General features: G+C 72.2%; 23 protein-coding genes and 1 pseudogene. 13 read left to right on the top strand and 11 right to left on the bottom strand.

The genetic code is table 11. The annotated features are described in order from the left end of the window. Window positions 1-244: 244 nt before the first annotated feature. Together ACTWP8_RS00525 and ACTWP8_RS00530 are read left to right on the top strand one after the other, a co-directional pair. Complete coding sequence (locus ACTWP8_RS00525; RefSeq protein WP_443320139.1) at window positions 245-493, top strand: hypothetical protein; 249 nt, start codon at window positions 245-247, stop codon at window positions 491-493. Window positions 494-533: 40 nt separating this feature from the next. Continuing rightward, window positions 534-1010, top strand: coding sequence for a hypothetical protein (locus ACTWP8_RS00530; RefSeq protein WP_443320140.1), 477 nt, complete (start codon window positions 534-536; stop codon window positions 1008-1010). 134 nt (window positions 1011-1144) lie between these two features. Here ACTWP8_RS00530 and ACTWP8_RS00535 read toward each other — a convergent pair whose 3' ends face one another. Then, window positions 1145-1588: a MarR family winged helix-turn-helix transcriptional regulator gene (locus ACTWP8_RS00535; protein ID WP_443320141.1), complete on the bottom strand. Its 444-nt coding sequence runs from the start codon at window positions 1586-1588 to the stop codon at window positions 1145-1147. 313 nt (window positions 1589-1901) lie between these two features. Between ACTWP8_RS00535 and ACTWP8_RS00540 the strand changes: the two genes are divergently transcribed. Next, a complete protein-coding gene (locus ACTWP8_RS00540; RefSeq protein ID WP_443320142.1) occupies window positions 1902-4121 on the top strand; it encodes an NADP-dependent isocitrate dehydrogenase in 2220 nt (739 codons plus the stop codon). Window positions 4122-4464: 343 nt separating this feature from the next. Here the strand turns inward: ACTWP8_RS00540 and ACTWP8_RS00545 are convergent. Next, a pseudogene (locus ACTWP8_RS00545) lies at window positions 4465-4602 on the bottom strand (aminotransferase); the annotation flags it as partial. Between the two features lie 42 nt (window positions 4603-4644). On the opposite strand from ACTWP8_RS00545, the gene ACTWP8_RS00550 reads away from it, so the two are divergent. Both ACTWP8_RS00550 and ACTWP8_RS00555 read left to right on the top strand, forming a co-directional pair. After that, a complete protein-coding gene (locus ACTWP8_RS00550) occupies window positions 4645-5982 on the top strand; it encodes an ImmA/IrrE family metallo-endopeptidase (RefSeq protein ID WP_443320143.1) in 1338 nt (445 codons plus the stop codon). Next, complete coding sequence (locus ACTWP8_RS00555; RefSeq protein ID WP_443320144.1) at window positions 5979-6518, top strand: hypothetical protein; 540 nt, start codon at window positions 5979-5981, stop codon at window positions 6516-6518. Before ACTWP8_RS00550 ends, ACTWP8_RS00555 begins: the two co-directional genes overlap by 4 nt. On the opposite strand, the gene ACTWP8_RS00560 is transcribed toward ACTWP8_RS00555, so the two are convergent. From ACTWP8_RS00560 to ACTWP8_RS00570, 3 genes are read right to left on the bottom strand one after another with little or no spacing between them, the layout of a single operon-like run. Beyond that, on the bottom strand, window positions 6463-7758 hold the full coding sequence (locus ACTWP8_RS00560) for a hypothetical protein (RefSeq protein WP_443320434.1): 1296 nt from the start codon (window positions 7756-7758) through the stop codon (window positions 6463-6465). The genes ACTWP8_RS00555 and ACTWP8_RS00560 overlap by 56 nt on opposite strands. A gap of 32 nt (window positions 7759-7790) precedes the next feature. Further along, window positions 7791-9524, bottom strand: coding sequence for a lipopolysaccharide biosynthesis protein (locus tag ACTWP8_RS00565; protein WP_443320145.1), 1734 nt, complete (start codon window positions 9522-9524; stop codon window positions 7791-7793). Continuing rightward, on the bottom strand, window positions 9521-10786 hold the full coding sequence (locus tag ACTWP8_RS00570) for a glycosyltransferase family 4 protein (protein WP_443320146.1): 1266 nt from the start codon (window positions 10784-10786) through the stop codon (window positions 9521-9523). Before ACTWP8_RS00570 ends, ACTWP8_RS00565 begins: the two co-directional genes overlap by 4 nt. Window positions 10787-10967: 181 nt before the next feature. On the opposite strand from ACTWP8_RS00570, the gene ACTWP8_RS00575 reads away from it, so the two are divergent. Continuing rightward, window positions 10968-11438, top strand: a complete 471-nt coding sequence (locus tag ACTWP8_RS00575) for an adenylyltransferase/cytidyltransferase family protein (RefSeq protein ID WP_443315914.1) — start codon at window positions 10968-10970, stop codon at window positions 11436-11438. On the opposite strand, the gene ACTWP8_RS00580 is transcribed toward ACTWP8_RS00575, so the two are convergent. Beyond that, complete coding sequence (locus tag ACTWP8_RS00580) at window positions 11392-12105, bottom strand: CDP-alcohol phosphatidyltransferase family protein (RefSeq protein ID WP_443320147.1); 714 nt, start codon at window positions 12103-12105, stop codon at window positions 11392-11394. The two genes, ACTWP8_RS00575 and ACTWP8_RS00580, sit on opposite strands and share 47 nt — an antisense overlap. A 226-nt stretch (window positions 12106-12331) precedes the next feature. Between ACTWP8_RS00580 and efeO the strand changes: the two genes are divergently transcribed. Genes efeO through ACTWP8_RS00600 form a run of 4 tightly spaced genes read left to right on the top strand, consistent with a single transcriptional unit; the run spans window position 12332 to window position 16660 of the window. After that, entirely contained in the window at window positions 12332-13477 is a 1146-nt protein-coding gene (gene efeO / locus ACTWP8_RS00585; RefSeq protein ID WP_443320148.1) for an iron uptake system protein EfeO, read from the top strand. Window positions 13478-13495: 18 nt separating this feature from the next. Then, window positions 13496-14839, top strand: a complete 1344-nt coding sequence (efeB, locus tag ACTWP8_RS00590) for an iron uptake transporter deferrochelatase/peroxidase subunit (RefSeq protein ID WP_443320149.1) — start codon at window positions 13496-13498, stop codon at window positions 14837-14839. Beyond that, window positions 14839-15813 (top strand): iron uptake transporter permease EfeU, encoded by a 975-nt coding sequence (gene efeU / locus ACTWP8_RS00595; RefSeq protein ID WP_443320150.1) that lies wholly within the window; start codon window positions 14839-14841, stop codon window positions 15811-15813. Before efeB ends, efeU begins: the two co-directional genes overlap by 1 nt. Then, window positions 15800-16660 (top strand): hypothetical protein, encoded by an 861-nt coding sequence (locus ACTWP8_RS00600; protein ID WP_443320151.1) that lies wholly within the window; start codon window positions 15800-15802, stop codon window positions 16658-16660. The genes efeU and ACTWP8_RS00600 overlap by 14 nt, the downstream gene beginning before the upstream one ends. Before the next feature lie 37 nt (window positions 16661-16697). Here the strand turns inward: ACTWP8_RS00600 and ACTWP8_RS00605 are convergent, their stop codons facing one another. Next, on the bottom strand, window positions 16698-17432 hold the full coding sequence (locus ACTWP8_RS00605; RefSeq protein WP_443315920.1) for a bifunctional DNA primase/polymerase: 735 nt from the start codon (window positions 17430-17432) through the stop codon (window positions 16698-16700). A gap of 151 nt (window positions 17433-17583) precedes the next feature. On the opposite strand from ACTWP8_RS00605, the gene ACTWP8_RS00610 reads away from it, so the two are divergent. Beyond that, window positions 17584-18453, top strand: a complete 870-nt coding sequence (locus ACTWP8_RS00610; protein ID WP_443320152.1) for a glycerophosphodiester phosphodiesterase — start codon at window positions 17584-17586, stop codon at window positions 18451-18453. Between the two features lie 256 nt (window positions 18454-18709). Further along, window positions 18710-19522 carry a dimethylargininase gene (gene ddaH, locus ACTWP8_RS00615; RefSeq protein WP_443320153.1) on the top strand — a complete coding sequence of 271 codons (813 nt, stop codon included), beginning with the start codon at window positions 18710-18712 and terminating at the stop codon, window positions 19520-19522. A gap of 38 nt (window positions 19523-19560) precedes the next feature. Here the strand turns inward: ddaH and ACTWP8_RS00620 are convergent, their stop codons facing one another. From ACTWP8_RS00620 to ACTWP8_RS00635, 4 genes are all read right to left on the bottom strand, one after another. Continuing rightward, the gene (locus ACTWP8_RS00620) at window positions 19561-20715 is read right to left on the bottom strand and encodes a small ribosomal subunit Rsm22 family protein (RefSeq protein ID WP_443320154.1); all 1155 of its coding nucleotides are present in this window, start codon (window positions 20713-20715) and stop codon (window positions 19561-19563) included. 138 nt (window positions 20716-20853) lie between these two features. Next, window positions 20854-22050: a serine hydrolase domain-containing protein gene (locus ACTWP8_RS00625; protein WP_443320155.1), complete on the bottom strand. Its 1197-nt coding sequence runs from the start codon at window positions 22048-22050 to the stop codon at window positions 20854-20856. A 2-nt stretch (window positions 22051-22052) separates the two neighbouring features. Further along, complete coding sequence (locus ACTWP8_RS00630) at window positions 22053-23414, bottom strand: Bcr/CflA family multidrug efflux MFS transporter (RefSeq protein WP_443320156.1); 1362 nt, start codon at window positions 23412-23414, stop codon at window positions 22053-22055. Between the two features lie 137 nt (window positions 23415-23551). Next, on the bottom strand, window positions 23552-25189 hold the full coding sequence (locus ACTWP8_RS00635) for an alkaline phosphatase D family protein (protein WP_443320157.1): 1638 nt from the start codon (window positions 25187-25189) through the stop codon (window positions 23552-23554). 228 nt (window positions 25190-25417) lie between these two features. Here ACTWP8_RS00635 and ACTWP8_RS00640 point away from each other — a divergent pair, with 228 nt between their 5' ends. After that, window positions 25418-26215, top strand: a complete 798-nt coding sequence (locus ACTWP8_RS00640; RefSeq protein ID WP_443320158.1) for an SDR family oxidoreductase — start codon at window positions 25418-25420, stop codon at window positions 26213-26215. The last annotated feature ends 34 nt before the right edge of the window (window positions 26216-26249 follow it).

A 26249-nucleotide genomic window follows, 5' to 3' on the forward strand; every position in this document is an offset into this window, starting at 1 on the left:
CCGGCCCTCGCCACACGGCGGGGGCCGTTGTTGTGCCGGAACACGGAGCGGCACCGCACGCCGAGGCGCCGTGAACTGCGGCGGCTGATGCTCCGTGGCACGGCAGGCCGTGGCGCTCGTGGCGCGTAGTGCTGTCCATGGCGTCATAGGAACCTTGACAGAGGCCAAGGTGACTGCCTGCCGGGTGTCCTGTGGAGCGCGGCTTGGGTTGCATCAATGGGTGTTTGCAGCGCAGGCCGGCCCGATGCCGAAGCCATCCGGGCACGCCAAGCAACAGGCGCTGCTCACGCTGGATACCGCAGCCGGTCACTTGGCAGCCGGACGGGTGGACGCCGCGTTCGCGCTCGCTACACGGGCCGTTGAAACCGGAATCCAGTACCGGTCCGGACGGGTGGTGGAGCGAGCCCGTACCTTCCGGCGTGCCATCACGAGCGCGACCCCGCCGAAGGTCGTGCGGGACTTCGACGATCGGCTGCACGGCGTCTACCTGTAGCAGCAGCGCGGGACGGCAGAAGACGAGAGGGGGAGTCAGGATGCGGCTGGGAATCACGGGACATCGAGGATTGCCGGAGAACGTGGCGCGGCATGTGCGTACCGCGATCGAGGATGTGATGCGCGGCCTCTCCGCCGACGACCTCGTCGGGGTCTCCTGCGTCGCCGACGGCCCCGACGCGTGGTTCGCGGAGAGTATTCTCCGCCACGGGGGTCAGCTCGAAGTCGTCGTCCCGGCCGAGAGCTACCGCGCGGGCCTCCCCGCCTGGCACCGGCCCACGTACGACGCCCTCATGCAGCGTGCCACCGACGTTCACCGCACAGGCCTCGCGGACTCCGACGCCCAGGCTCACATGGCCGGTAGCGAAGTCATGGTCGGCATCGTCGATGAGCTCTTGGCGGTCTGGGACGGCCGACCCGCCCGCGGCTACGGCGGCACGGCCGATGTGGTCGCCTACGCCCGGCGCATCGGCGTGCCCGTCCAGGTGATCTGGCCCGACGGCGCGACCCGCGACTGAGTAGGGGATGCGGTCCACAGATCACGGCCGCGATCTGTGACCCGACTGGCCGGAACAGCCGGTACAGGTGCACGACGTCTCGGACGGGCCGAGCGCGGACGCCGAGCTCTCCGGGCCGTGCCGACGATTGGAGCTCAGTCACCGGACCCTTCCGCGAGGCATTGCAGAGAGGCGCGCAGGACGGCGATCGCGTCGGCGGGCAGGTGGCCGAGCGCGCGGCGCTCCAGGTCGGTGATGGCCTTCCGGATCGTGGCGGCGGCCAGGCGCCCGGAAGAGGTGAGCTCGATGAGCACCGACCGGCGGTCTCCGGGGCGGCCCCCTCGCCTTCGCGTGATGTGGCCGCGTCGTTCCAGACGGTCCAGGACGCCGGTCAGCGTGTTGGGGCGGATACCCCCGGCCGCGCTCAGTTCGGACACGGTCCGGCCATGGCCGTCAGCGAGGTTGGCCAGCACATTGATCTCTGAGGCGGTCAGGTCCAGGCCGGCCAGCTCTGCGGCGAGCGCCTGCAGAGTGGCGTGGGCGGCCTGCTGGAGCGCCAGCAGGGCCGACCAACCAGATGGAACGGATTCGGACCTCACGGTTTCGAAATCTATGAACTTGTACTACTGGAGACAAGCCGGATCGTCTGCGGAGACAGACGGCCTTCGGCCTGCTCTTCGCAGGCTTCGAGACGGCGGTTAGCCTGATCGGCGACGGCGGACGGCGGGCGCCGAGACTCGCGTCGGTCTGGCCCGCTGCCGACAACACGGAGCTGGCGCGGAAGGTGCCGTACGTGTACGTGACGGGCTTACGGTCCGGCCCGGAAGCCGGACGCGGGGGCTGGCTGTCGGGGACGGGCGGTCACGAGATATCTTGACATCGAGACGATGTACGACGTGAAGCGGAGTAGCGGTGACTGACTCGACCATCATCTATACGCACACTGACGAGGCCCCGGCCCTGGCGACGTACTCGTTCCTGCCTGTGGTCCAGGCGTACGCCTCGACGGCCGGGGTCAGTGTCGAGACCCGCGACATCTCCCTGGCGGGGCGGATCATCGCAGGCTTCCCCGAGCACCTCGAGGAGGGCCAGCGCATCGACGACGCGCTCGCCGAGCTCGGTGAGCTGGCCAAGACGCCCGGGGCCAACATCATCAAGCTGCCGAACATCTCGGCCTCGATCCCGCAGCTGAAGGCGGCGATCGCCGAGCTGCAGCAGCAGGGCTACGCGCTGCCGGACTACCCGGACGACCCGAAGACCGAAGAGGAGCGGGAGATCCGCGCCCGTTACGACAAGGTCAAGGGCAGCGCCGTCAACCCGGTGCTCCGCGAGGGCAACTCCGACCGCCGCGCCCCCGCGTCGGTGAAGAACTACGCCAAGGCCCACCCGCACCGGATGGGCGCCTGGACGTCCGACTCGAAGACGAACGTCGCCACCATGGGCGCCGACGACTTCCGCTCCACCGAGAAGTCCGCGGTCATCGCCGAGGCGGGCTCGCTGCGCATCGAGCTGGCCGGCGACGACGGCAGCACCACCGTCCTGCGCGAGTCCGTGCCGGTGCTGGCGGGCGAGGTCGTGGACGCGTCCGTCATGCGCGTGGCCGCGCTGCGCGAGTTCCTCACCGCGCAGGTCGCCCGCGCCAAGGCCGAGGGCGTGCTGTTCTCGGTGCACCTGAAGGCCACGATGATGAAGGTCTCCGACCCGATCATCTTCGGCCACGTCGTCCGGGCGTTCTTCCCGAAGACGTTCGCCGAGCACGGCGAGGCGCTCGCCGCGGCCGGCCTGACCCCGAACGACGGGCTCGGCGGCATCCTCAAGGGTCTGGAGTCGCTGCCCGAAGGCGCCAAGATCAAGGCGTCCTTCGAGGCCGAGCTGGCCGAGGGCCCGGAGCTGGCGATGGTCGACTCCGACCGCGGCATCACCAACCTGCACGTGCCCAGCGACGTCATCGTCGACGCCTCGATGCCGGCCATGATCCGTACCTCCGGCCACATGTGGGGCGCCGACGGCCAGGAGGCCGACACCCTCGCGGTCCTCCCCGACAGCAGCTACGCCGGGATCTACCAGGTCGTCATCGACGACTGCCGGGCCAACGGCGCCTTCGACCCGGCGACGATGGGCTCGGTGCCCAACGTCGGCCTGATGGCGCAGAAGGCCGAGGAGTACGGCAGCCACGACAAGACCTTCGAGATCCCCACCACGGGCACGGTGCGCGTGCTCGACGAGAGCGGCAACGTCGTCCTTGAGCAGGTCGTGGGCGCCGGTGACATCTTCCGCATGTGCCAGACCAAGGACGCTCCGATCAAGGACTGGGTCAAGCTCGCCGTCACCCGCGCCCGCGCGACCGGCGACCCGGCGGTGTTCTGGCTCGACGAGGGCCGCGCGCACGACGCGCAGCTGATCGAGAAGGTCAAGGCGTACCTCCCCGAGCACGACACCGACGGTCTGCAGATCGAGATCATGGCGCCGGTCGACGCGATCGCGTTCTCCCTGGAGCGCATCCGCCGTGGCGAGGACACGATCTCGGTCACCGGCAACGTGCTGCGCGACTACCTGACCGACCTGTTCCCGATCCTGGAGCTCGGCACGAGCGCCAAGATGCTCTCGGTGGTCCCGCTCATGCACGGCGGCGGACTGTTCGAGACCGGCGCCGGAGGCTCCGCGCCCAAGCACGTGCAGCAGCTCGTCAAGGAGAACTACCTGCGCTGGGACAGCCTGGGCGAGTTCCTCGCGCTGGCGGTCAGCTTCGAGCACCTCGCGCAGACGACGGGCAACGCGCGCGCCCAGGTGCTCGCGGACACCCTCGACCGCGCGACGGCCACCTTCCTCAACGAGAACAAGTCGCCGAGCCGCCGCCTCGGTGGCATCGACAACCGCGGCAGCCACTTCTACCTGGCGCTCTACTGGGCCCAGGAGCTGGCGAAGCAGACCGACGACGTCCAGCTCGCCGAGGCGTTCGCGGCCCTCGCCACGACGCTGACCGAGCAGGAGCGGACCATCGTCGACGAGCTGATCGCGGTGCAGGGCTCGCCGGCCGACATCGGCGGCTACTACCAGCCCGACGCCTCCAAGGCGGCGGCCGTCATGCGTCCGTCGAAGATCTTCAACGAGGCCCTCGCGACCCTCGGCTGACGAGATCTGCGCAGCGGCTCCACCCGGGCCCGGTTCGCCCGCCCCGCGGCGAACCGGGCCCGTTCGCGGTCTGATCAGCCACCACCGGCCAGGCAAGCGGTGCCCCTGATGCGCTCGGTGAGGAGTCGGCGAGCGCCAGGCCATCCGCAGTGCGCGGCTTCCGAAGCGCTTGGAGCGATGTCTCAGGGACTACAGGACCTCACCTACCACGGCTCTGTATGCCTTGCGCAGGGCTTCGATGACGGCATGATCGCCGGGGAATCCACGTCTTCGATGCGGGTGATCGCGCACGTACGTGACCGACTTCACCCGGAGGAGAGGCAGCGGCAGGGCTGCCGTGCGCTCGGCAGTCTCGCATCAGCATGTCGAGATGGAGCGACAGCCCACGAACACGGCTGTCGTCCACGCGAAGGCTGGTGAAGTGGCCGTAGTTGGTGAAGGCGAGCGTCTGGAATCCCGGGGTGCGATCCGGGCGCTGCAGGCGGGCGTTGCGATTTTCGCAAGCAGGGCGTAGCTTGGTGGTATGAACGAGACCATGGCTGACCGGGTGCGCGCGATCATTGGGCGGGTCGCGCCGAGTCAGGCTGCCTTCGCCGAGGTCATCGGTATGACGGGCGACAAGCTGTCGAAGTCGCTCGGCGGGGCGCGCCGCTTCACCTCGCTCGAGCTGGCGCTGATCGCCGACGCGGGGGATGTCACGGTCGACTGGCTGCTGGGCGGCCGTACGCCCGCGCGGCCCGCGCTCGCCGCGCGGTCGACCGCGGCCGCCTCGGCGCCCGACCGGCAGGCGCTCGAGGATCTGGCCGGGCGGTACACGGCCGCGTTCGACGTGCTCTCGCTCCTCGGCCGTGCGCCCGAGATGCCGCCGCTCCCGGCCGTCCCATCCGGCGGCACGCCCCACGAGCAGGGGGACCGGCTTGCCGAGCGAGTGCTCGCTGCACTGCGGGACGCGGGGGTGCCGCCGCTCGCCGAGTTGGACATCAGCGAGATGATCGCCGCGTGGGCGCGGGTCTTCGGGGTGGACGTCGCCATCACCCGGCTTCCGGGCGGCATGGACGGGCTGAGCTGGCAGGCGGACGGCTTCCGGCTGGCGATCCTCGGCACGCATCCCGTATGGACGCGGCAGCGATTCACGCTCGCCCATGAGCTGGGCCATGTGCTGGCCGGTGACGCGCAGGACCTGCTGGCCGAGAGCGGGATGGCGCCGGGGCTCGCGGCCGAGCCGGGCGAGATCCGGGCGAACGCCTTCGCCGCGGCCCTGCTCATGCCGGAGGACGACATCCGGTCCGAGGTCTCCAAGGCTTCCGGAGTTTCCGAGGCTTCCGCAGGTTTCGGAACATCCGCAGGGCCCGGGGCTTCCGCAGAGTCCGGGGCTTCCGCAGAGTCCGGGACTTCCGCAGAGTCCGGGACTTCCGCAGGACCCGGCGCTTCCGCAGGGTCCGCGGACGCGGGCGCTCACGGCACGCTCGACGACGCGGCGTTCGCCGAACTCGTGACCCGCTATCGCGTCTCCCCCAGCGCCCTCGCCGCCCGGCTGCGCGCGCTCGGTCTGATAGACGACGAGCGCAGAAAGCGGCTCCGGCGGCTGACAACGGCGGCCTGCCACGAGCGGACCGGCGTCATCGACGCCTATATGACCCAGTCCGCCGCGTCCAACACCCCGCTGCCGCCGGTCCGGTTGGTGCACGGGCTCTTCACCGCGTACCGGGACGGGGAGACGACCCTGCGGCCGCTCGCCGCCCTCCTCGACAGCGATGTGGACGATCTGCGCACCCTCCTCGCCGAGGCGGGCGACACCGACCCCGACGCCGAGGCCGACGCGGGTGACGCGGCCACCGGGGAGCCGGTCTTCACTCCATGAGCGCCTGGTGGTTCCCGGACAACACGGTCTTATGCAACTTCGCGGCGGTGCGGCGGATCGACGTGCTCGAGAAGGTGCTCGACAGCCGGGGGCGGTGGACGGAGGCCGTCGCCTTCGAGGCGCGGCGGTCCGTCCGCCATCTGCCCGCGCTGGACGGGGTCTTCGTCGGCGGCTGGCTCGGCGACCCGGTGGAGATCACGCGGGCCGCGGACGTACGGCGGGTGGAGACCATCCGGCGCGCGGTCTTCGGCGGACACCGGGGCCGCCCGCTCCAGCACCTCGGCGAGGCGCAGACCTGCCATGTCATCGAGCAGTGGGACGAGTTCCGGGGCGGACGATGGATCACGGACGACATGGAGGCCTACAGGTACGCGGTGCGGCGCGGCATCACGGCGCTGCAGACCATGGACCTCGTACGGACCGCCACGACGCGCGGGATTCTCTCCGCCCCGGACGGCTACCGGCTCCTGACGGACATGGTCAGTGCGGGGCGTCATCTGCACCGGTTTCCCGGCGGCCCTGACGACCTGCTCTGACCGGGTCTGCGGAGGTCGCGGAGGTCGGTGCCGCGGTGCCGCGCCGTGCCGTGAGGCGCAGTACGGCGACGCGCAGCCAGGCCGCGCACGCCTTGAGGGCGGACCCGGCGCACAGGCCCCAGGCCGCGCCGAGTACGCCGCCCAGCGCGTAACCGGTGAGCAGGAAGCCCACCGACAGGGACGAGAAGACGACCTGGATCGGGAGCGTCGTGCGCGGGCGGAGGACGCGGAGCGTGAGCAGGGCGCAGGTACCGGCGGCGATGGCCGCGTACTGGCTGCCGGTCGCCGGGAGGAGCGCGGACGACGCGGCCCAGGTGTCACCGAGGAGTTCGCGGCCCGCGCGGTCGGGAAGGGCGATGAGGACCGCGCCCCACGCGGCGGCGACCGCGGCGAGCACGGCGGCGAGCAGGGCGGTCGCGCGGACTTTGCGGGACGCGGAGGGATAGCGGTTGAGGAGCGGGGGGCCGAAGGCCGTCGAGGCGTTGAAGAGGACGTTCATCGGGCCGAAGAGCGTCGTCACGCCGCGCAGTGCGCCGACCGCCAACTGACTCGCGAACAGGCCGAGTCCGACGATCGCCAGCTGGCTGGACGCGTTGCCGACGGCGAACTCGACGACGAACCGCTGCCCGAGATGGCCACGGCGCAGGAAGCGGCGCGGGTCGGCGGGCAGACCGCGCAGGCGCGGGAAGAGCAGCGCGGCACCGGTGAGGAGGGCGGGGACCGCGGATACGCCCCAGACGGCAATCAGTCGAGCGGGGCCCGCGCCCTGCGGCTGCGCGGCGAGGGCGGGTACGGCCGCGGCGAGGCGTACGAGGTCGGCGGCGAGGGCGTAGTGCGGGAGGTGAAGGGTGGAGAAGCAGTAGCGCATGCCGTCCTGGGTGAGGACGGCGGGGAGGACGAGGCCGAGCGCGGCGAGTCCGCGGGCGGTGTCACCGGGTACGGCGGCCAGCGCGGCGGCCATGGCCAGGCCGACCGCGGTCGACGCGCCGGCGGTGAACGCCACGGCCGACCGGCACGCGGCCCGCACCTCGGCCGACGGGCCGCGCTCCAGGACCAGCGCCTGGCCGATGTAGGAGACGGAGACGCCGAGCAGCACGGTGAAGACCGTGTAGACGAGGGAGAAGACGGAGAACCCGGCGGCGGTGGACAGCCGCGCGGCCACGACGAGCACGACGATGTTCGTGAGCGCGGCCACGCCTTGATCGGCGACGGAACAGACGACGCCGAGGCGGGTCCCGATCCTACGGTCGCCGCCGCCCGCTTCCGAGAGGGTCACCGGCGGGCCGGGAGGTCCGCGGGGTCGACTGCCCGTAGGGCCAGGGTGCCCGGCCCGTCCGCCTCCGCAACAGCCGTGGCCTCGGCCGCCTCGTCGGCCGGCACGGTCGCCGGTTCGGGAGCCGTGCGGCGGCGGGCGCCCGAACCGGCGCCTTTCGGCGCCGTCGCGCGCCGCGGCCCGCTCCCCTCCGCGTGGAGGACCGCTCCCAGCACCGTGCCGCCTGCCCCGCTGACCAGTTCCCGTATGCGGTCGAGGTCGTCGCGGCGCACCTCGCGCGGGTCGCAGACGACGAGCACGCCGTCGACGCGGTCCGCGAGCGCGATCGCGTCGGCGTACGAGAGCACGGCCGGGGCCAGGACGACCACCACCGCCTCCGGGTCGTCGGCCGTGGCGATCAGGCGGCTCGCGGGCGCCGAGGTCAGCGCCCGCGCGACGTTGCGCACCCGGCTGCCCGGTATCAGGTCGAAAGCCCCGGACTCCCCCGCGTCGATGGGGAGTTCCTCACCCGTGGGCCAGCCGCCGTCGCCGCGCGGGGCCGTGCGGGCGGCCCACCCCGGCCGGATGCCGTCGGTCGCGCGCAGCCGCGCGGCGAGCGACGGCGTGCGCAGGTCGGCCTCGACGAGCAGGACCTCGCGGCCCATCTCGACGAAGGAGGCGGCCAGGTTCACGGACACGGCCGCCGCCATGTCGATGCCGCCGCGCGGGGCGACGACCATCAGCCGGCGCCGGTCGGCGAACCGCTGGTCGTACGCGAGCCGGAAGGCGACCGAGCGGTACTCCTCCGCGAGGCGCCCCTCCGCGAGAAGCGAGGCAGCACGCCCACGCCGCCCCGGCCGCGGCAGACTGCCCAGCACCGGCGCCCGCAGCGCCCGTACGACGTCGCTCTCGGAGCGCGCCGTGGGGTCGAAGACCAGCCGCACCCATGCGGCGAGCAGCCCGAGGCCGATGCCGACGGCCGCGCCGAGGCCGAGAATCATGGGCAGGCCCGGCCCAGAGGGCGAGGCGGGCGGGGTCGCGGTGCGGACCACGAAGCCGGGCGTGGTGTCGAGCGCCTTGAGCTTGGTGATGCTGGAGTTCAGCTCGGAGATTCTGCCGATGACTCCGGACTGGACGGACAGGGTCGTGTCCAGGTTCCGGCCGTCGCTCAGGCCCGCGATCTGCTCGGCGAGCTCGTCGCGCTGCTTCTCCAGCGGCTTCAGCTGCTTCTCGTAGCCCTCGACCATGTTGTCGATCAGGGACTGGGTCTGCTTCCTGCGGTTGTCCAGATAGGCCTGAGTGAAGGCGTTGGCCCGCTTCGCTGCGGTCTCCGGCGAGGAGGCGGTGTAGGCGAAGCGCAGGACAAGGGTGTTGGGCGGGTTGGTGACTTGGAGCCCCTCCTGCAGCCTCTCGGTGTCGTCGGGGGTGCCCAGGTCCTTCGCGGCGCGCGAGGCGACCGCGTTGCTGACGGCGGTCTGCCGCTCGGAGCCGATGCTGACCTGCTTGTCGGGGGTGGTGCTGCCGGGCGCGAACGGGTCGACGCTGGCGGGCCGTACGGTGACCTCGCTCGTCGCGACGTACGACCTGCCGCCCGCGAGGCCGATCCAGGCGCCGCCGAGCAGGCCCACGACCACGCCGAGCACCAGCAGCAGGCGGTAGCGCAGCAGCTGCTTGAACTGGTCGCGCAGCAGGTCCGGTTCCTCGTGCGCCTGCGGCCCGCCGCCACCGGCACGATCTGTCGTCGTCGCTGTCATCCGCGGGCCCCCCTCGGCCGTACCGGGCGGCCCTCGAGCGCCTCGTCGAGCAGTCCGGCGATCCGGGCCAGGCCCGCCTCGCGGCTGAGGTGGGCGTCGACGTACGCGGGGCCGCGCGACCCCAGCGCGTCCGCGGCGGCGGGGTCTTCCGCCAGCTTACGGACCGCGGCCAGCAGCGCGGACGGATTCTCCGGCGGAACGAGAACTCCCGCTTCCGAGCGGCGCACTTCCTCCGCCGTGCCGCCCTGTTCGGCGACGGAGGCGACGACGGGCCGTCCGGCGGCGAAGTACGAGGTGAGCTTGGACGGGATGCTCATGTCGAGGACGGAGGCCCGCTGGGTGACGGCAAGGACGTCGGCGGCGGCGAGCACGTCGGGGAACTCGGCCTCCTCGGCGGGCGGCAGGAAGTGGAGGTTGGGCAGTCCCGCGCCGAGCGCGCGCAGGTGCTCGCGCTGGTTGCCGTCGCCCATCAGGACGATGTGCACGTCCGGTGCCTCACGGGCGGCCTCGACGAGGACTTCGAGGCCCTGCTTGAGGCCCATGTTCCCGGAGTGCAGGACGACGATGCGGCCCTCACGCCAGCCGAGGCGGGCGCGCATCTCGGCGCGCGGCCGGGACGGGCGCGCCACATGCGACCAGTTGGGGACGAGCCGTATCCGGTCGCGCGCCACCCCCATCGCCGTCACCTTGTCGACAAAGCTCTCGTGGATGACGCCGACCAGCCGGGCGCGCTTGAGCACGTACGCCTCGACCGCGCCCGCCGCGGCCGCCGACGCCCTGCCTCCGCCGCGGATGCCGCTCTGCGCCGCCGCCGCGCCCATCAGGTCCTGCACGACCGGGACGTACGGCACCCCGTACCGCCGAGCGATCCGCGCGCCGATGACCCCGCCGGCCAGGCTCGGCAGCTGGGCGAGCACCGCGTCGGGCCGGCCCATGCGCGGCGGCGCGGCCAGCCCGTGGGCGAGGATCGACGCCTCGTACAGCGCCCGGCGTACGGCGGTCTGGCGCGGCGGTACGGTGTGCCGCCTGCGGTGCAGCAGGACCCCCGCGCGCTCCTCCTCGGCCCGCCACACGCCGCGGTAGGCGGGGTCGGTCCGCCAGGCCGGGTAGTGCGGCATCCCGGCGAGCACATGCACCTCGGCCTGCCGCTCGTCCGCGGCCAGATGCTCGGCGATCTGCGTTGCGTACGGCCCTATTCCGGCCTGCTCGGGCGCGTAGTTGGTGGACACCAGCAGCAGGCGCCGCCCCCCATGTTCCGGCATGGCGCATCTCCTCCCCCCAGAGTCGATCAAATGCACCCTAGCTCTTCAAGAGTGCAACATGTTGTCTTTCTCCGGTCGCCCACGGTTTCGCAATGTTCCGGTGGGAGTGTCCGCGGCCCGGCTATCGTCGGTGGCTCAGATGCGCTGGGGAGCGCATCGCGAGTGGGGGGTTCCATTCCGCATGCCGCAGATCGTGGGTTACGCGCCGGGGGTGTACGACCTCTTCCACGTCGGCCACCTCAACATCCTCAGACACGCCCGCGCCCGGTGCGACTACCTCGTCGCCGGGGTCGTCTCCGACGAGATGGCGGAGCTGGCCAAGGGCCGCGCGCCGGTGGTGCCGCTGGTCGAGCGCCTGGAGATCGTCCGCAGCATCCGGTTCGTGGACGCCGCGTTCGTGGAGACCGTGCCGGACAAGCTGGAGACCTGGAAGCAGGTCCGGTTCGACGTCCTCTTCAAGGGCGACGACTGGCGCGGCACGCCGAAGGGCGACCGGCTGGAGCGCGACTTCAGCACGGTGGGCGTCGAGGTCGTCTACTTCCCCTACACCGTTCACACGTCCAGCACCCAGCTGCGCCGCGCCCTGGACGTCATGAACTCCCCCGTCACGCCGGGCGTATCGCAGTCAGCTCCCGGAACCACTTCGCCGTGAAGGCCACCAGGAACAGGGCATGCACGGCGAACAGCGCCGCGTACGCACCGAGGAAGGCTCGCTCGCTGCCCAGCAGCAGGAAGACACCGCAGAAGACGCCGTAGTCGACGGGGAGCAGGGCGACGGCCCGTATGCGCGAAGGTGCGGTGAGCGGAGCGGAGGCTCCCGCCTTCGGCTTGAGCTTGTCGGTGAGCAGGCCGCCGAAGAAGGTGACCACGGCGGCGAACTGGAACCCGAGCGGCAGCAGGAGCCAGCCCGGCCCGGGGAGTTCAAAGAACCGGTAAAAGGAGATCAGCACGGCGGCGTGCAGCGCGGTGATCTTCGCGCAGTCCACCACGTGGTCCAGCCACTCCCCCGCCGGGCTGCTCTGCCCCCGCAGCCGGGCCAGCTGACCGTCCGCCGAGTCGAAGGCGAAGCCCACCGCGAGCCCCGCATAGACCGTGAAGGCGAGCGCCCACGAGGGCCGGACGAACGCGAGGGCCGCGATCGCCCCGAAGCTGAACGCTGCGCTGAGCAGCGTGACGTGATTCGGGGTCAGCCCTGAGCGGTAGGCCGCAGCGGCGATCACCCGGCCCGCCGGACGGTTGATGTGGCGCGAGTACAGCGAGACCCCCTTCGCCGTCTTCTGCGCGCCGCGCAGCTCCCGAAGAGCCGCGCCGAAAGCCATGGTTCGAGCCACCATCCCCCCAGATGTCGCACCCGTACGAAATGCTGCCGCAAAGGGAGCACAACGACTCGATCATGATGGCATGGCCCACTGACAGCCGGTCCGGCCGATGAACAGTGAGACCGGGATCACTGGCCCCCCGGGAACTATTCAGGTAAGCCTCAGATAAGTTAGGGCGGCCTCACCCAGCGCCCGTCACGATTGTCCGAGTCTGCCTGGAGCCCGAATGCGAGCCGTCCGTAACCCCTCTGGCGCCGCCGTCGCCCTCGCCGCCGCAGCGGCCCTGACCGCCGTCGCCGGCTGCGCCGAAAAGAGCGACGCCAAGGACTCCGACGCCATTGAGGTCACCGCGTCGGACACCGCGTGCGAGGTGTCCAAGAGGGAGTTCCCCGCGGGCCATGTGAAGCTCGCCGTGGAGAACAAGGGCGCCAAGGTCACCGAGGTCTACATCTACGCCCCCGGCGACCGGATCGTCACCGAGCGGGAGAACATCGGCCCCGGCACCACGGCCGACATCACCGCCGAGGTGAAGGCCGGTTCGTACGAGATCGCCTGCAAGCCCGGCATGAAGGGCGTCGGCATCCGCCAGAAGGTGCAGGCCACCGGCAAGGGCGCGCCCCAGAAGCGCGATCCGCGCCTGGACAAGGCCGTCGCCGAGTACCGCGAGTACGCGCAGACGCAGGCCGACGAGACCCTGCCACTGGTCAAGGTCTTCACGGACGCCGTGAAGAAGGGCGACATCGAGGGCGCCAAGAAGGCGTACGCTCCCTCCCGCATCGGCTGGGAGCGCACCGAGCCGGTCGCCGAGTCCTTCGGGGACATCGACCCGAAGGTGGACCTGCGCGAGGACGGCCTGGAGAAGGGCCAGGAGTGGACCGGCTGGCACCGCCTGGAGAAGGCGCTGTGGCAGGACAAGAAGATCGGCGAGAAGGAGAAGGAGCTCGCCGGCACGCTCGTGAAGGACCTCGAGGACTGGCAGAAGCGAGTCGGCAAGGCCGACATCAACCCGGCCGGCATGGCCAACGGGGCCAAGGAGCTGCTGGACGAGGTCGCCACCGGCAAGGTCACCGGCGAGGAGGAGCGCTACAGCCACACCGACCTGGTCGACTTCAAGGCCAACGTCGAGGGCGCGCAGAAGTCGTACGAGCTGCTGAAGCCGGTCGCGGCCGAGAACGACCCCACGCTGGTCAAGGAGCTGGACAGGCAGTTCGCGGCCCTGGGCGGCCTGCTCGACAAGTACCGCGAGGACAAGGCCTCGTACGACTTCGAGTCCTACGACAAGGTCGGCAAGGCCGAGCGCAAGGAGCTGTCCGACGGAGTCAACGCCCTCGCCGAGCCGCTGTCCAAGCTCGCCGCCGCCGTCGTCAAGTAGCAGGGGGGAAACAGGCAGATGGCCGACGAGACCGACGACACGGCAGCGCAGGCCGGGAAGACCGAGCAGACGGAGCAGGACGCCCAGGCGGCGCCGTCGCGCCGCTCCCTCCTGGGCTGGGGCGGCGCCGGGCTCGCGCTCGGCGCGGCAGCGGCCGGCGGCACGGCAGCCGCGCTGAGCACCGGCAGCGACCCCCGGCCCGTCGCGAACGAGGGCGCGGCGGTGCCCTTCCACGGCCTCCACCAGGCCGGGATCGCCACCCCCGTCCAGGACCGGATGCACTTCGCCGCCTTCGATGTGAAGACGGACTCGCGCGAGGAGCTGATCGCGCTCCTCAAGGAGTGGACGAAGGCGGCCGCGGCCATGACCGCGGGCCGCCCGGTCGGTGAGGGCGCGGTCGGCGGCATCCCGGAGGCCCCGCCGGACGACACCGGCGAGGCACTCGGCCTGAAGCCGTCCCGCCTCACCGTCACCATCGGCTTCGGCCGCACGCTGTTCGAGAAGGACGGCGAGGACCGCTTCGGCCTCAAGTCGCAGCTGCCCGAAGCCCTGATCGAGCTGCCGCTCTTCCCCGGCGACAACCTCGACCCCGACCGCAGCGGCGGCGACCTGTGCGTGCAGGCGTGCGCGGACGACCCGCAGGTGGCGGTGCACGCCATCCGCAACCTCGCCCGCATCGGCTTCGGCAAGGTCGCCATCCGCTGGTCCCAGCTCGGCTTCGGCAAGACCTCCTCCACCACGCCCGACGCGCAGACCCCGCGGAACCTGATGGGCTTCAAGGACGGCACCCGCAACATCGCGGGCACCGACGCGCCCTCCCTCCGCAAGCACGTCTGGGTCGCCGAGAAGGACGGCCCCGCCTGGCTGGCGGGCGGCAGTTACGTCGTTACCCGCCGCATCCGGATGCGCATCGAGCCCTGGGACCGCACCTCCCTCAAGGAGCAGGAGGACATCATCGGCCGTACGAAGGGCGAGGGCGCTCCGTACGGCAAGCGGCGGGAGCGCGACGAGCCGGACCTCAAGGCGATGCCGGACGTCGCGCACGTACGGCTGGCGCATCCGGACAACAACGGCGGGGCGAGGATCCTGCGCCGGGGCTACTCCTTCACCGACGGCACGGACGGGCTCGGCCTGCTCGACGCCGGGCTGTTCTTCATCGCCTACCAGCGCGACGTACGCACCGGGTTCGTTCCCGTCCAGCAGAGCCTGGCACGTGCCGACGTGCTCAACGAGTACATCCAGCACGTGAGTTCCGGGCTGTTCGCCGTCCCGCCGGGCGTCCGGGACAAGGACGACTGGTGGGGCCGGGAACTCTTCGAGGGAACCGGGGAGTCGCCCGGATCCGAGGGGAAGGCCTCCTGATGTTCGCCAACTTCCTGATCGGCCTGCGCGAGGGCCTCGAGGCCAGCCTGGTCGTCTGCATCCTCGTCGCGTATCTGGTGAAGACCGGCCGCCGGGACGCGCTGCGGCCGATCTGGACCGGGATCGGCATCGCGGTCGGCCTGAGCCTGGCCTTCGGCGCCATCCTCGAATACGGCTCGCAGGCGCTGACCTTCGAGGCGCAGGAGCTGCTCGGCGGCTCGCTGTCCATCGTCGCGGTCGCCCTGGTGACGTGGATGGTCTTCTGGATGCGGCGCACCGCCCGGCACTTGAAGGCCGAGCTGCAGGGGAAGCTGGACCAGGCGCTCGCCGTCGGCACGGGCGCGCTGGTGGCGACCGCGTTCCTCGCGGTGGGCCGGGAGGGCCTGGAGACCGCGCTGTTCGTGTGGCGGGCGGTCAAGGCGACCGACGACGGCACGGCCCGGCCGCTGATCGGCGTGGTGCTGGGCCTGGCCACGTCCGTGGTCATGGGCTGGCTGTTCTACCGGGGCGCGCTGCGGATCAACCTGGCGAAGTTCTTCACCTGGACCGGCGGGCTGCTGGTGGTCGTCGCGGCGGGCGTGCTGGCGTACGGCTTCCACGATCTGCAGGAGGCCCGGTTCCTGCCGGGCCTGGGCACCAAGGCGTTCGACATCAGCACGACGATCCCGCCGGACACCTGGTACGGCACGCTGCTGAAGGGGACGGTCAACTTCCAGCCCGATCCGACGGTGCTGCAGGTCATCGTCTGGGTGCTGTATCTGGTACCCACTCTCGCGCTCTTCTTCGCCCCCGGTAGGGTTGCGCCGACTCAAGCAGCCCCGAATGAGTCCGCGAAGGAGCACCAGCCCGATGAATCGCAGGTTGCCGAAGATGACGGCGTTCCTGTCAGCCACAGCGCTGTTGACGCCGGTGCTCACGGGGTGCGTGACGGTGCACGGCGAGCGGGAGATCATCCCGGCGGTGACGAAGGCTGAGGCGGCCAAGGCCCTCGAGCGGTTCGCGGACGGGTACAACACGGCGTACCGCGAGTCGGACCCCGCGGCCCTCGCGGGCGTCGAAACCGGGCCGCTCCAGGCGATGAACCAGCCCGGCGTGCGGGCGCAGCGCGTCAACCGGCCCGACGGCTTCCCGGGCTACCCCGATCTGAAGCTGACGGACGCCGCGTACACGATCCCGAAGCAGGCCGGCTGGCCGAAGTTCTTCCTGGCGGACGCCGACAGCAACCGGGACGAGAACCGCTGGCTGCTGCTGTTCACCCGTGGCGGGGCCGACGAGCCGTGGAAGGCCGCGTACCTGTCGATCCTGAGCGAGGACGAGGTCCCGGAGTTCAAGACCGACAAGGACGGCTGGGCCGAGCCCGTCACGCCCGGCGCGGGACCGGACCTGGCGGTGAAGCCGGGCGAGCTCAGCACCGCGTACACGGACTATCTGCGCACGGGCGAGGGCGAGACGTTCGCCGAGGGCCAGGCGACGTCGGGGCAGCGCGAGATACGCAAGAAGCTGCAGCGGACGCCGCAGTTCTGGACGGAGTACGTCGACCAGCCCGCGAAGCCTCCGCAGTACGCGCCGGTGGCACTGCGGACGGCCGACGGCGGCGCGCTGGCCTTCTTCGCGGCCCACCACGCGGAAAAGCGGACGATGGCGGAGGGGTTCAGGGTCGGCGAGATCAAGGACGGCACGGCGAAGGCCCTGGTGACCGGGAAGCCGCGGACGTGGCTGTCGCTGTCGCGGATCTCGGAGTCCGCGGTGCGGATACCGGCGCAGGGCCCGGTGGAGTTCCTCAACCGCCTGGAGGGCGTGACGTCGGCGAAGGGCGGCTGAGCGACCCTGGGGAAGTAGGCGGCGGCTGCGGCCGCGCTCACCGCCGCAGCGGCCAGACCGCCGACTCGTGCTCGGCGTTACCGTCCGCGAACTGGGCACACGCGTCCGTCAGCGCCTCCAGCAGCGTGAGCGGATCGGGCAGCGGCCGCTCGGGGCCGCGCAGCCAGCTCACCGAGCCCTCGGACGGCAGTTGCGCGGGCGGTACGAGCACATAGCTGCCGCGGCAGTGCCAGCGCAGCCCAGGGTGCTCGTCCATCGTCTCGGGGTGGCAGTCCAGTTCGCACGGCCACCACTCGTCCTCGTCGTCCGGGTGGCCGCGGGTGGCGGTGAAGAACAGCACGCGGCTCTGCGCCCCTTCGCCGCTCTCGGCGACAGGCCCGACCTCGATGCTCTCGGCCTCGAGCCGCTGCAGCGCGCTGTGCCCGGCCTCGGCCGGGACGTCGAGGACGTCGTGGTTGATGCCGGTGGCGGTGATGAAGTTGGCCTGCGGCTGGGCGCGCAGCCAGCGGCCGACCTGCTCCGCGTCGGTGGACGCCTGGGTCTGCCAGGCGAAGGAGACGGGGTGCCGCCCCGGGGTGGGACAGCCGATCCGCTCGCAGGAGCAGCCGTAGCCTTCGGGATACGCGGCCTGGGCGAGGGGGAATCCGGCGGCGGCAGCGGACAGCAGCAGGTCCTCGCGGCGGGCGTCCGCCGCGCCCGCCCCCGTACCGGCGCCCGTACCGCCCCTCGGACGACGGCGCAGCCACTCGGAGAACCTGCTCTGGCGTTGCATCTATCCCCTCACTTCGAGCCGTTGCCCGATCAATGCTGCCACCATCCTCCTCCCCGAGTGGCCCGAGTCCGCATCCGGGGCCTCGGGGACCGCCATCCATTGGGGTGCTAAGGCAGGGCATACCAGGATTTCCGGACCTAGCGTTGTCTTCATGGTCACAAGGTCGCTGCTGGCGGGGGTCCTTTCGATCTCCCTGGCGGGGCCGGTCACTCCCCTCGAGTTCGGCCGCGGGCCCTCCGCGGGCAGGCTGCCGGAGACGGTCTACGTGGCGCACCGCGGCGGGGCACTCGAGGTGCCGGAGAACAGCATGGCGGGGCTGGCGGCGGCGCTCCGCAGCGGCGTCGTCCAGGTGCTGGACGTCGACTCACGGATGCTGCGGGACGGCACGCTGGTGGTGATGCACGACCCGACCCTGGACCGTACGACCGGCCGGCGGGGGCAGGTGCGGAGTCTCTCCCGCCGCGAGTGGCGGCGGCTGCGGCTGCGGGCGGGCTCGTGGCTGCCGGAGCGGTGGCGGCCGGGAAGGTGGCGGCCCGAGCGTCCGCCGACGGTGGCCGAGGTGCTGGACCGGTTCGGCGGGAGGGCGGTGCTCATGGTGGAGGCCAAGGACCCGGCGAGCCTGCCCGGCCTCGCCCGGCTGATCCAGGAGCGCGGACTCGCCCATTCGGTGTTCGTGAACACCAACCGGCCGTCCGTGGCCCGGCGGGCGCACCGGATGGGGCTGATGGCACAGCTGTGGCGCTCGGCGGACCAGATGCGCCACGACCGGCCCGAGCGGTGGCGCGATTTCGTGGCACTGCTGGACGTGGACCACGAGGCGCGGGACGCGGACCTGCGGCGGGCGGCCGGGTCCGGCATCCCCCGGGTGTGGGCCCACACCGTGAACACACCGGGCGACCGGGACCGCGCACTGAGAATCGGCTGCAACGGCATCATCACGGACGCTCCGGGGCGGCTGGCGGCGGCGCCTGCACGCGCGCGTGTACGGGCGTCGGTACGCGCGGGCCTCGGCGAGGGCTGAGGACTACAGCGGGCTGAGGACCTCAGCGGGGCCGACGGCTGCAGCGGGTGCCGACCGCTGCGGCGGGGTGACACCCCGCGGAGCGCGTACCGAATGCCGGGAGGAAGCGCGGGAGAACCGCGTCGACGCCTGACGTTTTCCCGGGATTCCGCAAGCCACCCGAACGAATCACTGTGACGGGAGAGCCTTAGGGGGCACCATGTGAGCGCGCGGGCAGCTCGCCTCTGCGCCCCCGTCACACACGTGAGGAGCCTCCTTGCGCCCATCGTTCGCCCCCCGCAGGTACCTGATGTGCCCACCCGCGCACTTCAAGGTCACGTACTCCATCAACCCCTGGATGGACCCGTCGAAGCCGGTCGACCTGGCGCTCGCCCTCACCCAGTGGGAGGACCTGCGCGACCGCTACCGCGCGCTCGGCCACACCGTCGAGGTCCTGGAGCCCCGGCCCGACCTGCCGGACATGGTCTACGCCGCGAACGGCGCGACCGTGGTCGACGGGCGGGTGCTCGGCGCCCGCTTCGCCCACCCGCAGCGCGCCGCGGAGGCCGCGATCCACCGCGAGTGGTTCCGCGCCCAGGGCTTCACCGAGATCCGCGAGCCGGAGCACGTCAACGAGGGCGAGGGGGACTTCGCGGTCACCGGCTCCTGGCTGCTCGCAGGCCGCGGCTTCCGCAGCAGCCCGCTGTCGCACCCCGAGGCCCAGGAGTTCTTCGGCCGCCCGGTCATCGGCCTGGATCTGGTGGACCCGCGCTACTACCACCTCGACACGGCGCTCTGTGCGCTCGGCGGGGACGACGTCATGTACTACCCGGCCGCGTTCTCGCCCGGCAGCCGCGCCGTACTCGCCCGGCTCTTCCCCGACGCGATCATCGCGACCGACCGGGACGCGGCGGCGCTCGGCCTCAACGCGGTGTCCGACGGCCTGCACGTGCTGCTGCCGCAGGCGGCGGTGGGGCTGTTCGACCAGCTGCGGGAGCGGGGTTACGAGCCGATCGGGATCGACCTGTCGGAGCTGCTCAAGGGGGGTGGCAGCGTGAAGTGCTGCACGATGGAGCTGCGAATGGGGTAGCAGGGCCCGGCTGCCGCGGCCGGCCCGGCGGGGCTCGCTCAGGTGCACCCGGCCTGCCCCGCCTCGCCCCTTGGCGGCCACGCGTCGCCCCACTGCGCGTCGCGCGCGGCCCGGTAGAGCGGGCCCTGGCGTTTGGTGACCGTCGTGCGGCGCAGGCCGTCGCCCGGCGTGCAGAGGTCCAGCAGGACCTGGCCCTTGCGGAGCTGGGGGTGCCGCACCACGCGGGCGGCCGCCTCCGTGCCCGCACCCGTGCCCGCGGTTGAGGGGACGCCAATGCCCAACGCGGCCGCCCCGCGCACGGCCGCCACGTAGCTGAACTTCTCGTCCTCGTACGGCAAGGAGCCGCCCTTCACCTGCCGGTGGAGGGAGGACCGGCCGACACGGGCCGCGAAGTGGCACCAGTCTCCGCTTCGCTTCTCCCCCGGACTCCGTCCGGGCGGGCCTGCCTCCGGGGGGCCTGGCGCGCCCGGCTCGATCGGGCACGCGGCGCTGTGGGGGCACGGTGCGACGACCCGCAGCCCGGCTGCGATCAGCCGGTCCCGGGCCTCGGCGATGCGCCGGTAGCCGTCCGGTGTGCCCGGCTCGATGAGCAGTACGGCCTGCGCGGCGCGCGCCGCCTCGTCGACGACCGCCCTGCGGCCGTCCTCCGGGAGCTCCTTCAGCACGTACGAGACGGTGACCAGGTCCGTGTCGTCCGGCAGCGCGAGGCCGCCGCCGATCGCCTGGCGGCGCCACTCGGCGCCGCGCAGGGCGGGCTGCCCGGAGTCCGCGGCCAGCTCGCGGCCGAGCGCGAGCGCGGGCTCGGCCCAGTCCAGGACCGTCGTCCGCCGCTCCCCCTCCGGCCATGCCCCGGCCACGGCCCAGGTCGCCGCGCCGGTGCCGCCGCCTACGTCCACATGGCTCCCCGGGGTCCAGTCCGGCAGCCGCTCGCGGAAGGCGGCGAGCGCGGCCCGGACGGCTTCGAAGGTCGCGGGCATCCGGTACGCGGCGTACGCGGCGACGTCCGAGCGGTCGCGCAGCACGGGCGCGTCGGTCGGGGTGCGTCCCCGGTAGTTGGCGATCAGCCGCTCGACGGCCTGCGCGGCCTGCCGCGGCGGCAGCCCGTCGAGCAGCCGCGCGAGCCCGGCCCGCAACGCCTCCGGCACGGCGGGCGGCGCGGCGACGCCGGGACGGATGGACTCGGGGGAATGCATTCCCCCGAGTCTAGGCGCCGCCCGAGACACTCCCTCCACAGCCCAGGCCGCCGCCCACGCCCTGGGATTGGCCCCGACGCTGCCGGCACCCAGTCGGGTGTGGGCATTCGGCTGCAGGCGAGCCCGGGTGGCCGCGCCCTAGGCCAACCCCTCGGTCTGCGCCCGCACCGCGCGGGCCAGGCGCGTGGCGGCCATGGCTCGAGGGGCGTTGTTCGCGGGGCGGCGACGGGGGTGGATCGTGTTGGCCAGCAGGATCAGGAAGGTGTCCGTGGCGCGGTCGAGGATCAGGCTCGTGCCCGTGAAGCCGGTGTGGCCCGCCGCCCCGTGGCCCGCGAGCTCGCCCATGAACCACGGCTGGTCGATCCCGAAGCCGAGCCCCGGCGGGTCCAGCAGCGCGTCCGCCGACTCCTGGGTCAGGATCCGCGCCGCGCCGTACGTGCCGCCGCCCAGCAGCGCCCGGCACAGCACCGCCAGGTCACCGGCCGTGGAGAACAGCCCCGCGTGGCCCGCGACGCCCCCGAGCGCGTACGCGTTCTCGTCGTGCACCTCGCCGCACAGCATGCCGCGGTCGAGCTTCGCCCACGGCCTGCGCTGGTCCTCGGTGGCGGCCACCGCCCGCGCACCGGCCACACCCACCGCACCGACCGGGCCGAAGCCCGTCGCCGCCATGCCCAGAGGCCCGGTGATGCCCTCCCGCACGAGCTCGTCCAGCGGTCGATCCGACACCCCCTCCAGCACCGCCTGAAGGGCGATCAGATTCAGGTCGGAGTAGCAGTACGCCGTGCCGGGCGCGGTCAGCGGTGCGTCCTCCCACACCATGGCGAGCTGCGCTGCGCGCCCCTCCCGCTCGTACAGGGGCAGTTCGGGCCGGAGGCCCGAGGTGTGAGTGAGAAGCTGCCGTACGGTCACGGCCGCCTTGTCCGCGGCGCCGAAGCCGGGGACGTACGCCGCGACCGGCCGGTCCAGGTCCAGCGCGCCGCGCTCCACCTGCTGCACGGCCGCGACCGCCGTGAAGAGCTTGGTCAGTGAGGCCAGGTCGAAGAGTGTGCCGGTGCGCATCGGCACCCTCCGCTCCCGCGGAAGCTCGACGCCGCGGTCCGCCTCCTCGTCGTAGGCCGTGTACCGGACCGCCCAGCCCGCCGCCTCCTCTACCGCCACGACGGACCCGCGCCCGGCCAGCACCACCGCGCCCGCGCACCAGGGGTCCTCGCCCTCCGGGCGGCTCTCCGGCAGCCGCCGCACCTCGCGTACGAGCAGGTCCAGCTGTGCGGCGTCGAGGCCGGCCTCCGCCGGGGTGCCTCCGCGCAGGCGCGGCACGCTCAGCCGCCCCGGCATGCTCAGCCGCCCGTTCCGCCCGTTCCGCCCGTTCCGCCCGTTCCGCTCATTCCGCCCGTTGCGTCCTCGTGCCTCCACGGCCTGCACAGTCCCAGGAAACAGCCCACGGCCGCCACCGCACACACCACCTGCACGACCGCCATCGGCACCGCCGTGCCCTCGCCCGCGATCCCCACCAGCGGCGAGGCGACCGCCCCGACGAGGAACGAGGACGTGCCCAGCAGGGCGGACGCGGAGCCCGCGGCATGCGGAGTGCGCATCAGGGCCAGCGCGTTGGTGTTCGGCAGCGCCAGGCCCATCGCCGACATCAGCACGAACAGCCCCGCCGCGATGGGCGCGAGCCCGACCCGCCCGAAGACGCCCGAGGCCATCAGCAGCAGCGCGACCGCCGCCGCCGTGATCACGGCAAGGCCCAGGCCCAGCGCCTTGTCGAGGCTGACCCGGCCGACGAGCACCTTGCCGTTGAGCTGCCCGACGCTCACCAGGCCGATCGAGTTGAGGCCGAAGAGCAGGCTGTACGTCTGCGGGGAGGCGCCGTAGATCTCCTGGACGACGAACGGCGAGGCGGAGATGTACGCGAAGAGCGCGGCGAAGGCGAAGCCGCCCGTGAGCACGTAGCCCGTGAAGACCCGGTCCGCGAGCAGGCCGCGCACCGTGCGGAGGGTCGCGCCGAGGCCGCCGCTGTGCTGCCGCTCGGGCGGCAGCGTCTCCTTGAGCCACCGGGCCACGACGAGGGTCAGCAGGAGGCCGATGCCGGCCAGGACGTAGAAGACGCCGCGCCAGTCCGTGATCCGGAGCACTTGGCCGCCGATGAGCGGAGCCACGATCGGGGCCACGCCGGAGACCAGCATCAGCGTGGAGAAGAACCGGGCCATGGCCACGCCGTCGTACAGGTCGCGCACGACTGCCCGGGCGATCACGATCCCGGCCGCCCCGGCCAGGCCCTGCACCAGCCGGAACGCGATGAGCAGCCCGACGGTCGGCGCGAAGGCGCAGACGGCGGTGGCGACGACGTAGAGGACCATCCCGGCGAGCAGCGGGCGGCGGCGGCCCCACCGGTCGCTCATCGGGCCGACGACCAGCTGGCCGAGCGCCATGCCCGCGAGGCAGGCGGTGAGGGTGAGCTGCACGGTCGCGGCGGGGCTGCGCAGCGACTCGGTGACCTCCGGGAGCGCCGGAAGATACATGTCCATGGAGAGCGGCGGCAGCGCCGTCAGCCCGCCGAGGATCAGCGTGACGAGCAGACTGGTACGCCGCTGTGAGCGCGGGGTGCCCTCCCCGGAACGGGCGGAACCGCCCGGCTCGGCCTGCTGCGATGTCTGGACGGGTCTCTCTTCCGGTCTGGACGGGCCGGTCTCCGGCATGCGGCTCTCCACCTCCTTGAATCCTTGCCCATGCTCTCAGCAATTCATCAGTGGATGGATCCGGCTGCGGCCCGGTGGCCGGGTCGTGGGCATTCATTCCGCGGGCGGCACGAATGCCCACAGCCCGGCAGGGGCCACTACGCCGGCTTCAGGCCCGGGTTGCCCGCCTCCGTGACGAAGGACGCCGCCGTGGTGACCGGGGCGCCCCGGGTGGTCACCGCGGAGACGGTCCTGTAGTCCGCGCGGGCCGCGTCCCTGCCCAGGGTGATCTTCGTGTAGCCGCGGCGGCCGTTGTACCACTTCATGTGCGGGTTCGCCGCCATGAAGGTGTCCCAGTTGGCGGGCTTGTCCGCGCCGTCCTTGCCGCTGCTGATGGACGTCGCGACAAACTCCGTGCCTGCGGTACGAGAGTTCGGGTTGTCGGGGTCCCGCTTGATGTCGAGGGCGTACGAGACGTGCACATCCCCGGTCAGCACGACGAGGTTGTCCACCCCGGCCGCCTCAGCCCCCGCGAGCACCCGCTCCCTGGAGGCCGCGTAGCCGTCCCACGCGTCCATGCTCACCTTGAAGGCGTCGGTGGCGTCGCTGCGCCGCCGGGAGAAGACGACCTGCTGGGGCACCACGTTCCACAGCGCGTCCGAGGCGTGCCAGCCATCGATCAGCCAGCGCTCCTGCGTCGCCCCGGTCAGGGTGCGCGACGGGTCGTCGGACTCCGGGCCAGGGGCGTCCCAGCCGTCCCCGTACGCCTGGTCGGAGCGGTACTGGCGGGTGTCGAGGATGTCGAACTGCGCGAGCGTGCCGAACTGCAGCCGCCGGTAGAGCTGCATGTCCGGGCCCGAGGGCTGCTGCGGGCGGCGCAGCGGCTGGTTCTCCCAGTACGCGCGGTAGGCCGCGGCCCTGCGGATCAGGAACTCCTCCGGCGGGACGTCGTTCTCGGGGATGTCGTCCGCGTAGTTGTTCTCGGTCTCGTGGTCGTCCCAGGTGACGACGAAGGGGTGCGCGGCGTGCGCGGCACGCAGGTCCGGGTCGCTCTTGTAGAGCGCGTAGCGCAGCCGGTAGTCCTCGAGCGTGACCGTCTCGCGGTTGAAGATCGCGGGCAGCGTGCGGTCGGTGTAGGCGCGGGCGCCGCCGGCGGCGTTGACCGCGTACTCGTAGAGGTAGTCGCCGAGGTGGAAGACGACGTCGAGGTCCTCGGCCGCAAGGTGCTTGTACGCGGTGAAGTAGCCGTCGTGGTACGCCTGGCATGAGACGGCGGCGAGCTTGACGTCGGTGGGGCGGGCGCCGGGCGCCGGGGCGGTGCGGGTGCGGCCTGCCGGGCTGATCCACTTCCCGGCGCGGAAGCGGTAGTAGTACACGCGGTCGCTGCCGAGGTTCGCGGCCTCGACGTGCACGGTGTGGTTGAACTCGGGGTGGGCGGTGGCCGTGCCGCGCCGGGCGATGCGCGTGAACCGGCTGTCGTGGGCTATCTCCCAGCCCACCTCGATCCGGGCGTTCGGCAGGCCGTTGCCGGGCTCGTACGGGCTGGGGGCGAGCCGGGTCCACAGGATGACGGAGCCGGGCTGCGGGTCGCCGGAGGCGACGCCGAGGGTGAACGGGTCGGCGGTGATGGCCTTGCGGGCATCGGCATCCGCGGCCTGGGCGCTGCCGGGCAGGTTGGTGGCGAAGGCGAGCGCGGCTGCGGCGCCGGTGACGGTGAGGAAGCGACGCCGGCCGAGGTGCGCGGCGGCGGCACGGAGCTCCTGCTGGTACGCCTGCTGGTAGGACGTGTCGGTCATCTGACCCTCCCCATACGGGTGTTGTCGTGGGGAATTGCAGTGACGGGGGACGGCGGGTCGTTGTCGCGTGCACTACACACACATGTCGACTCGGTGAGCTTCGCGTCCACTTGGGGCGTTCGGGGGCAATCCGTCGCAGAAGCAATGGCCCGTCAGGCCGACGGGTGGCTCGGGCACTCCTCGGGCGGCAGCGCTTCCGCCCGGCCTGTCTCGCGTACCCTGCGCCCCATGACGGAGATCAACTTGGGGCAGGCGGACGGGGCGAACGCGGCGGATGCGGCGCGGAAGGTCGCCGTGGTGACGGGCGCCGGGTCGGGGATCGGCCGGGCCGTCGCCCTCGAACTCGCCCGCGCGGACTGGGCGGTGGCGCTCGCGGGCCGCCGCACGGAAGCGCTCGACGCGACGGCGGCGCTCGCGCGGGAGGGTGCGCCCGTCCTCGCCGTGCGGACCGATGTCACGCGGCCCGAGGACGTGGACGCACTCTTCCGCGCGGTCCGCGAGCACTTCGGGCGGCTGGACCTGCTCTTCAACAACGCGGGCAGCTTCGGTCCGCCGGTGCCGCTGGAGGAACTGGCGTACGAGGACTGGCGGTCGGTGGTGGAGGTCAACCTCACCGGCGCATTCCTCTGCGCACAGGCCGCCTACCGACTGATGAAGAACCAGGACCCGCAGGGCGGACGGATCATCAACAACGGCTCGATCTCGGCTCACGTACCGCGCCCGAACAGCATCGCGTACACCGCGACGAAGCACGCGATGACCGGCCTTACCAAGTCGCTGTCACTGGACGGGCGGAAGTACCGGATCGCCTGCGGGCAGATCGACATCGGCAACGCGGCGACGGAGATGACCGAGCAGATGCAGACCGGGACGCTGCAGGCGAACGGGACGCTGGCGGTCGAGCCGGTGATGGACGCGGCCGATGTGGCGCGGACGGTGCTGCACATGGCGTCGCTGCCGCTGGAGGCGAACGTGCAGTTCGCGACGGTGATGGCGACGGCCATGCCGTACATCGGCCGTGGGTGAGGCCGCGGTCGGGGTAGCGGTCGAGGGGGCCGGT

This window comes from Streptomyces sp. 7N604, from assembly GCF_052245475.1.
GTDB lineage: Bacteria > Actinomycetota > Actinomycetes > Streptomycetales > Streptomycetaceae > Streptomyces.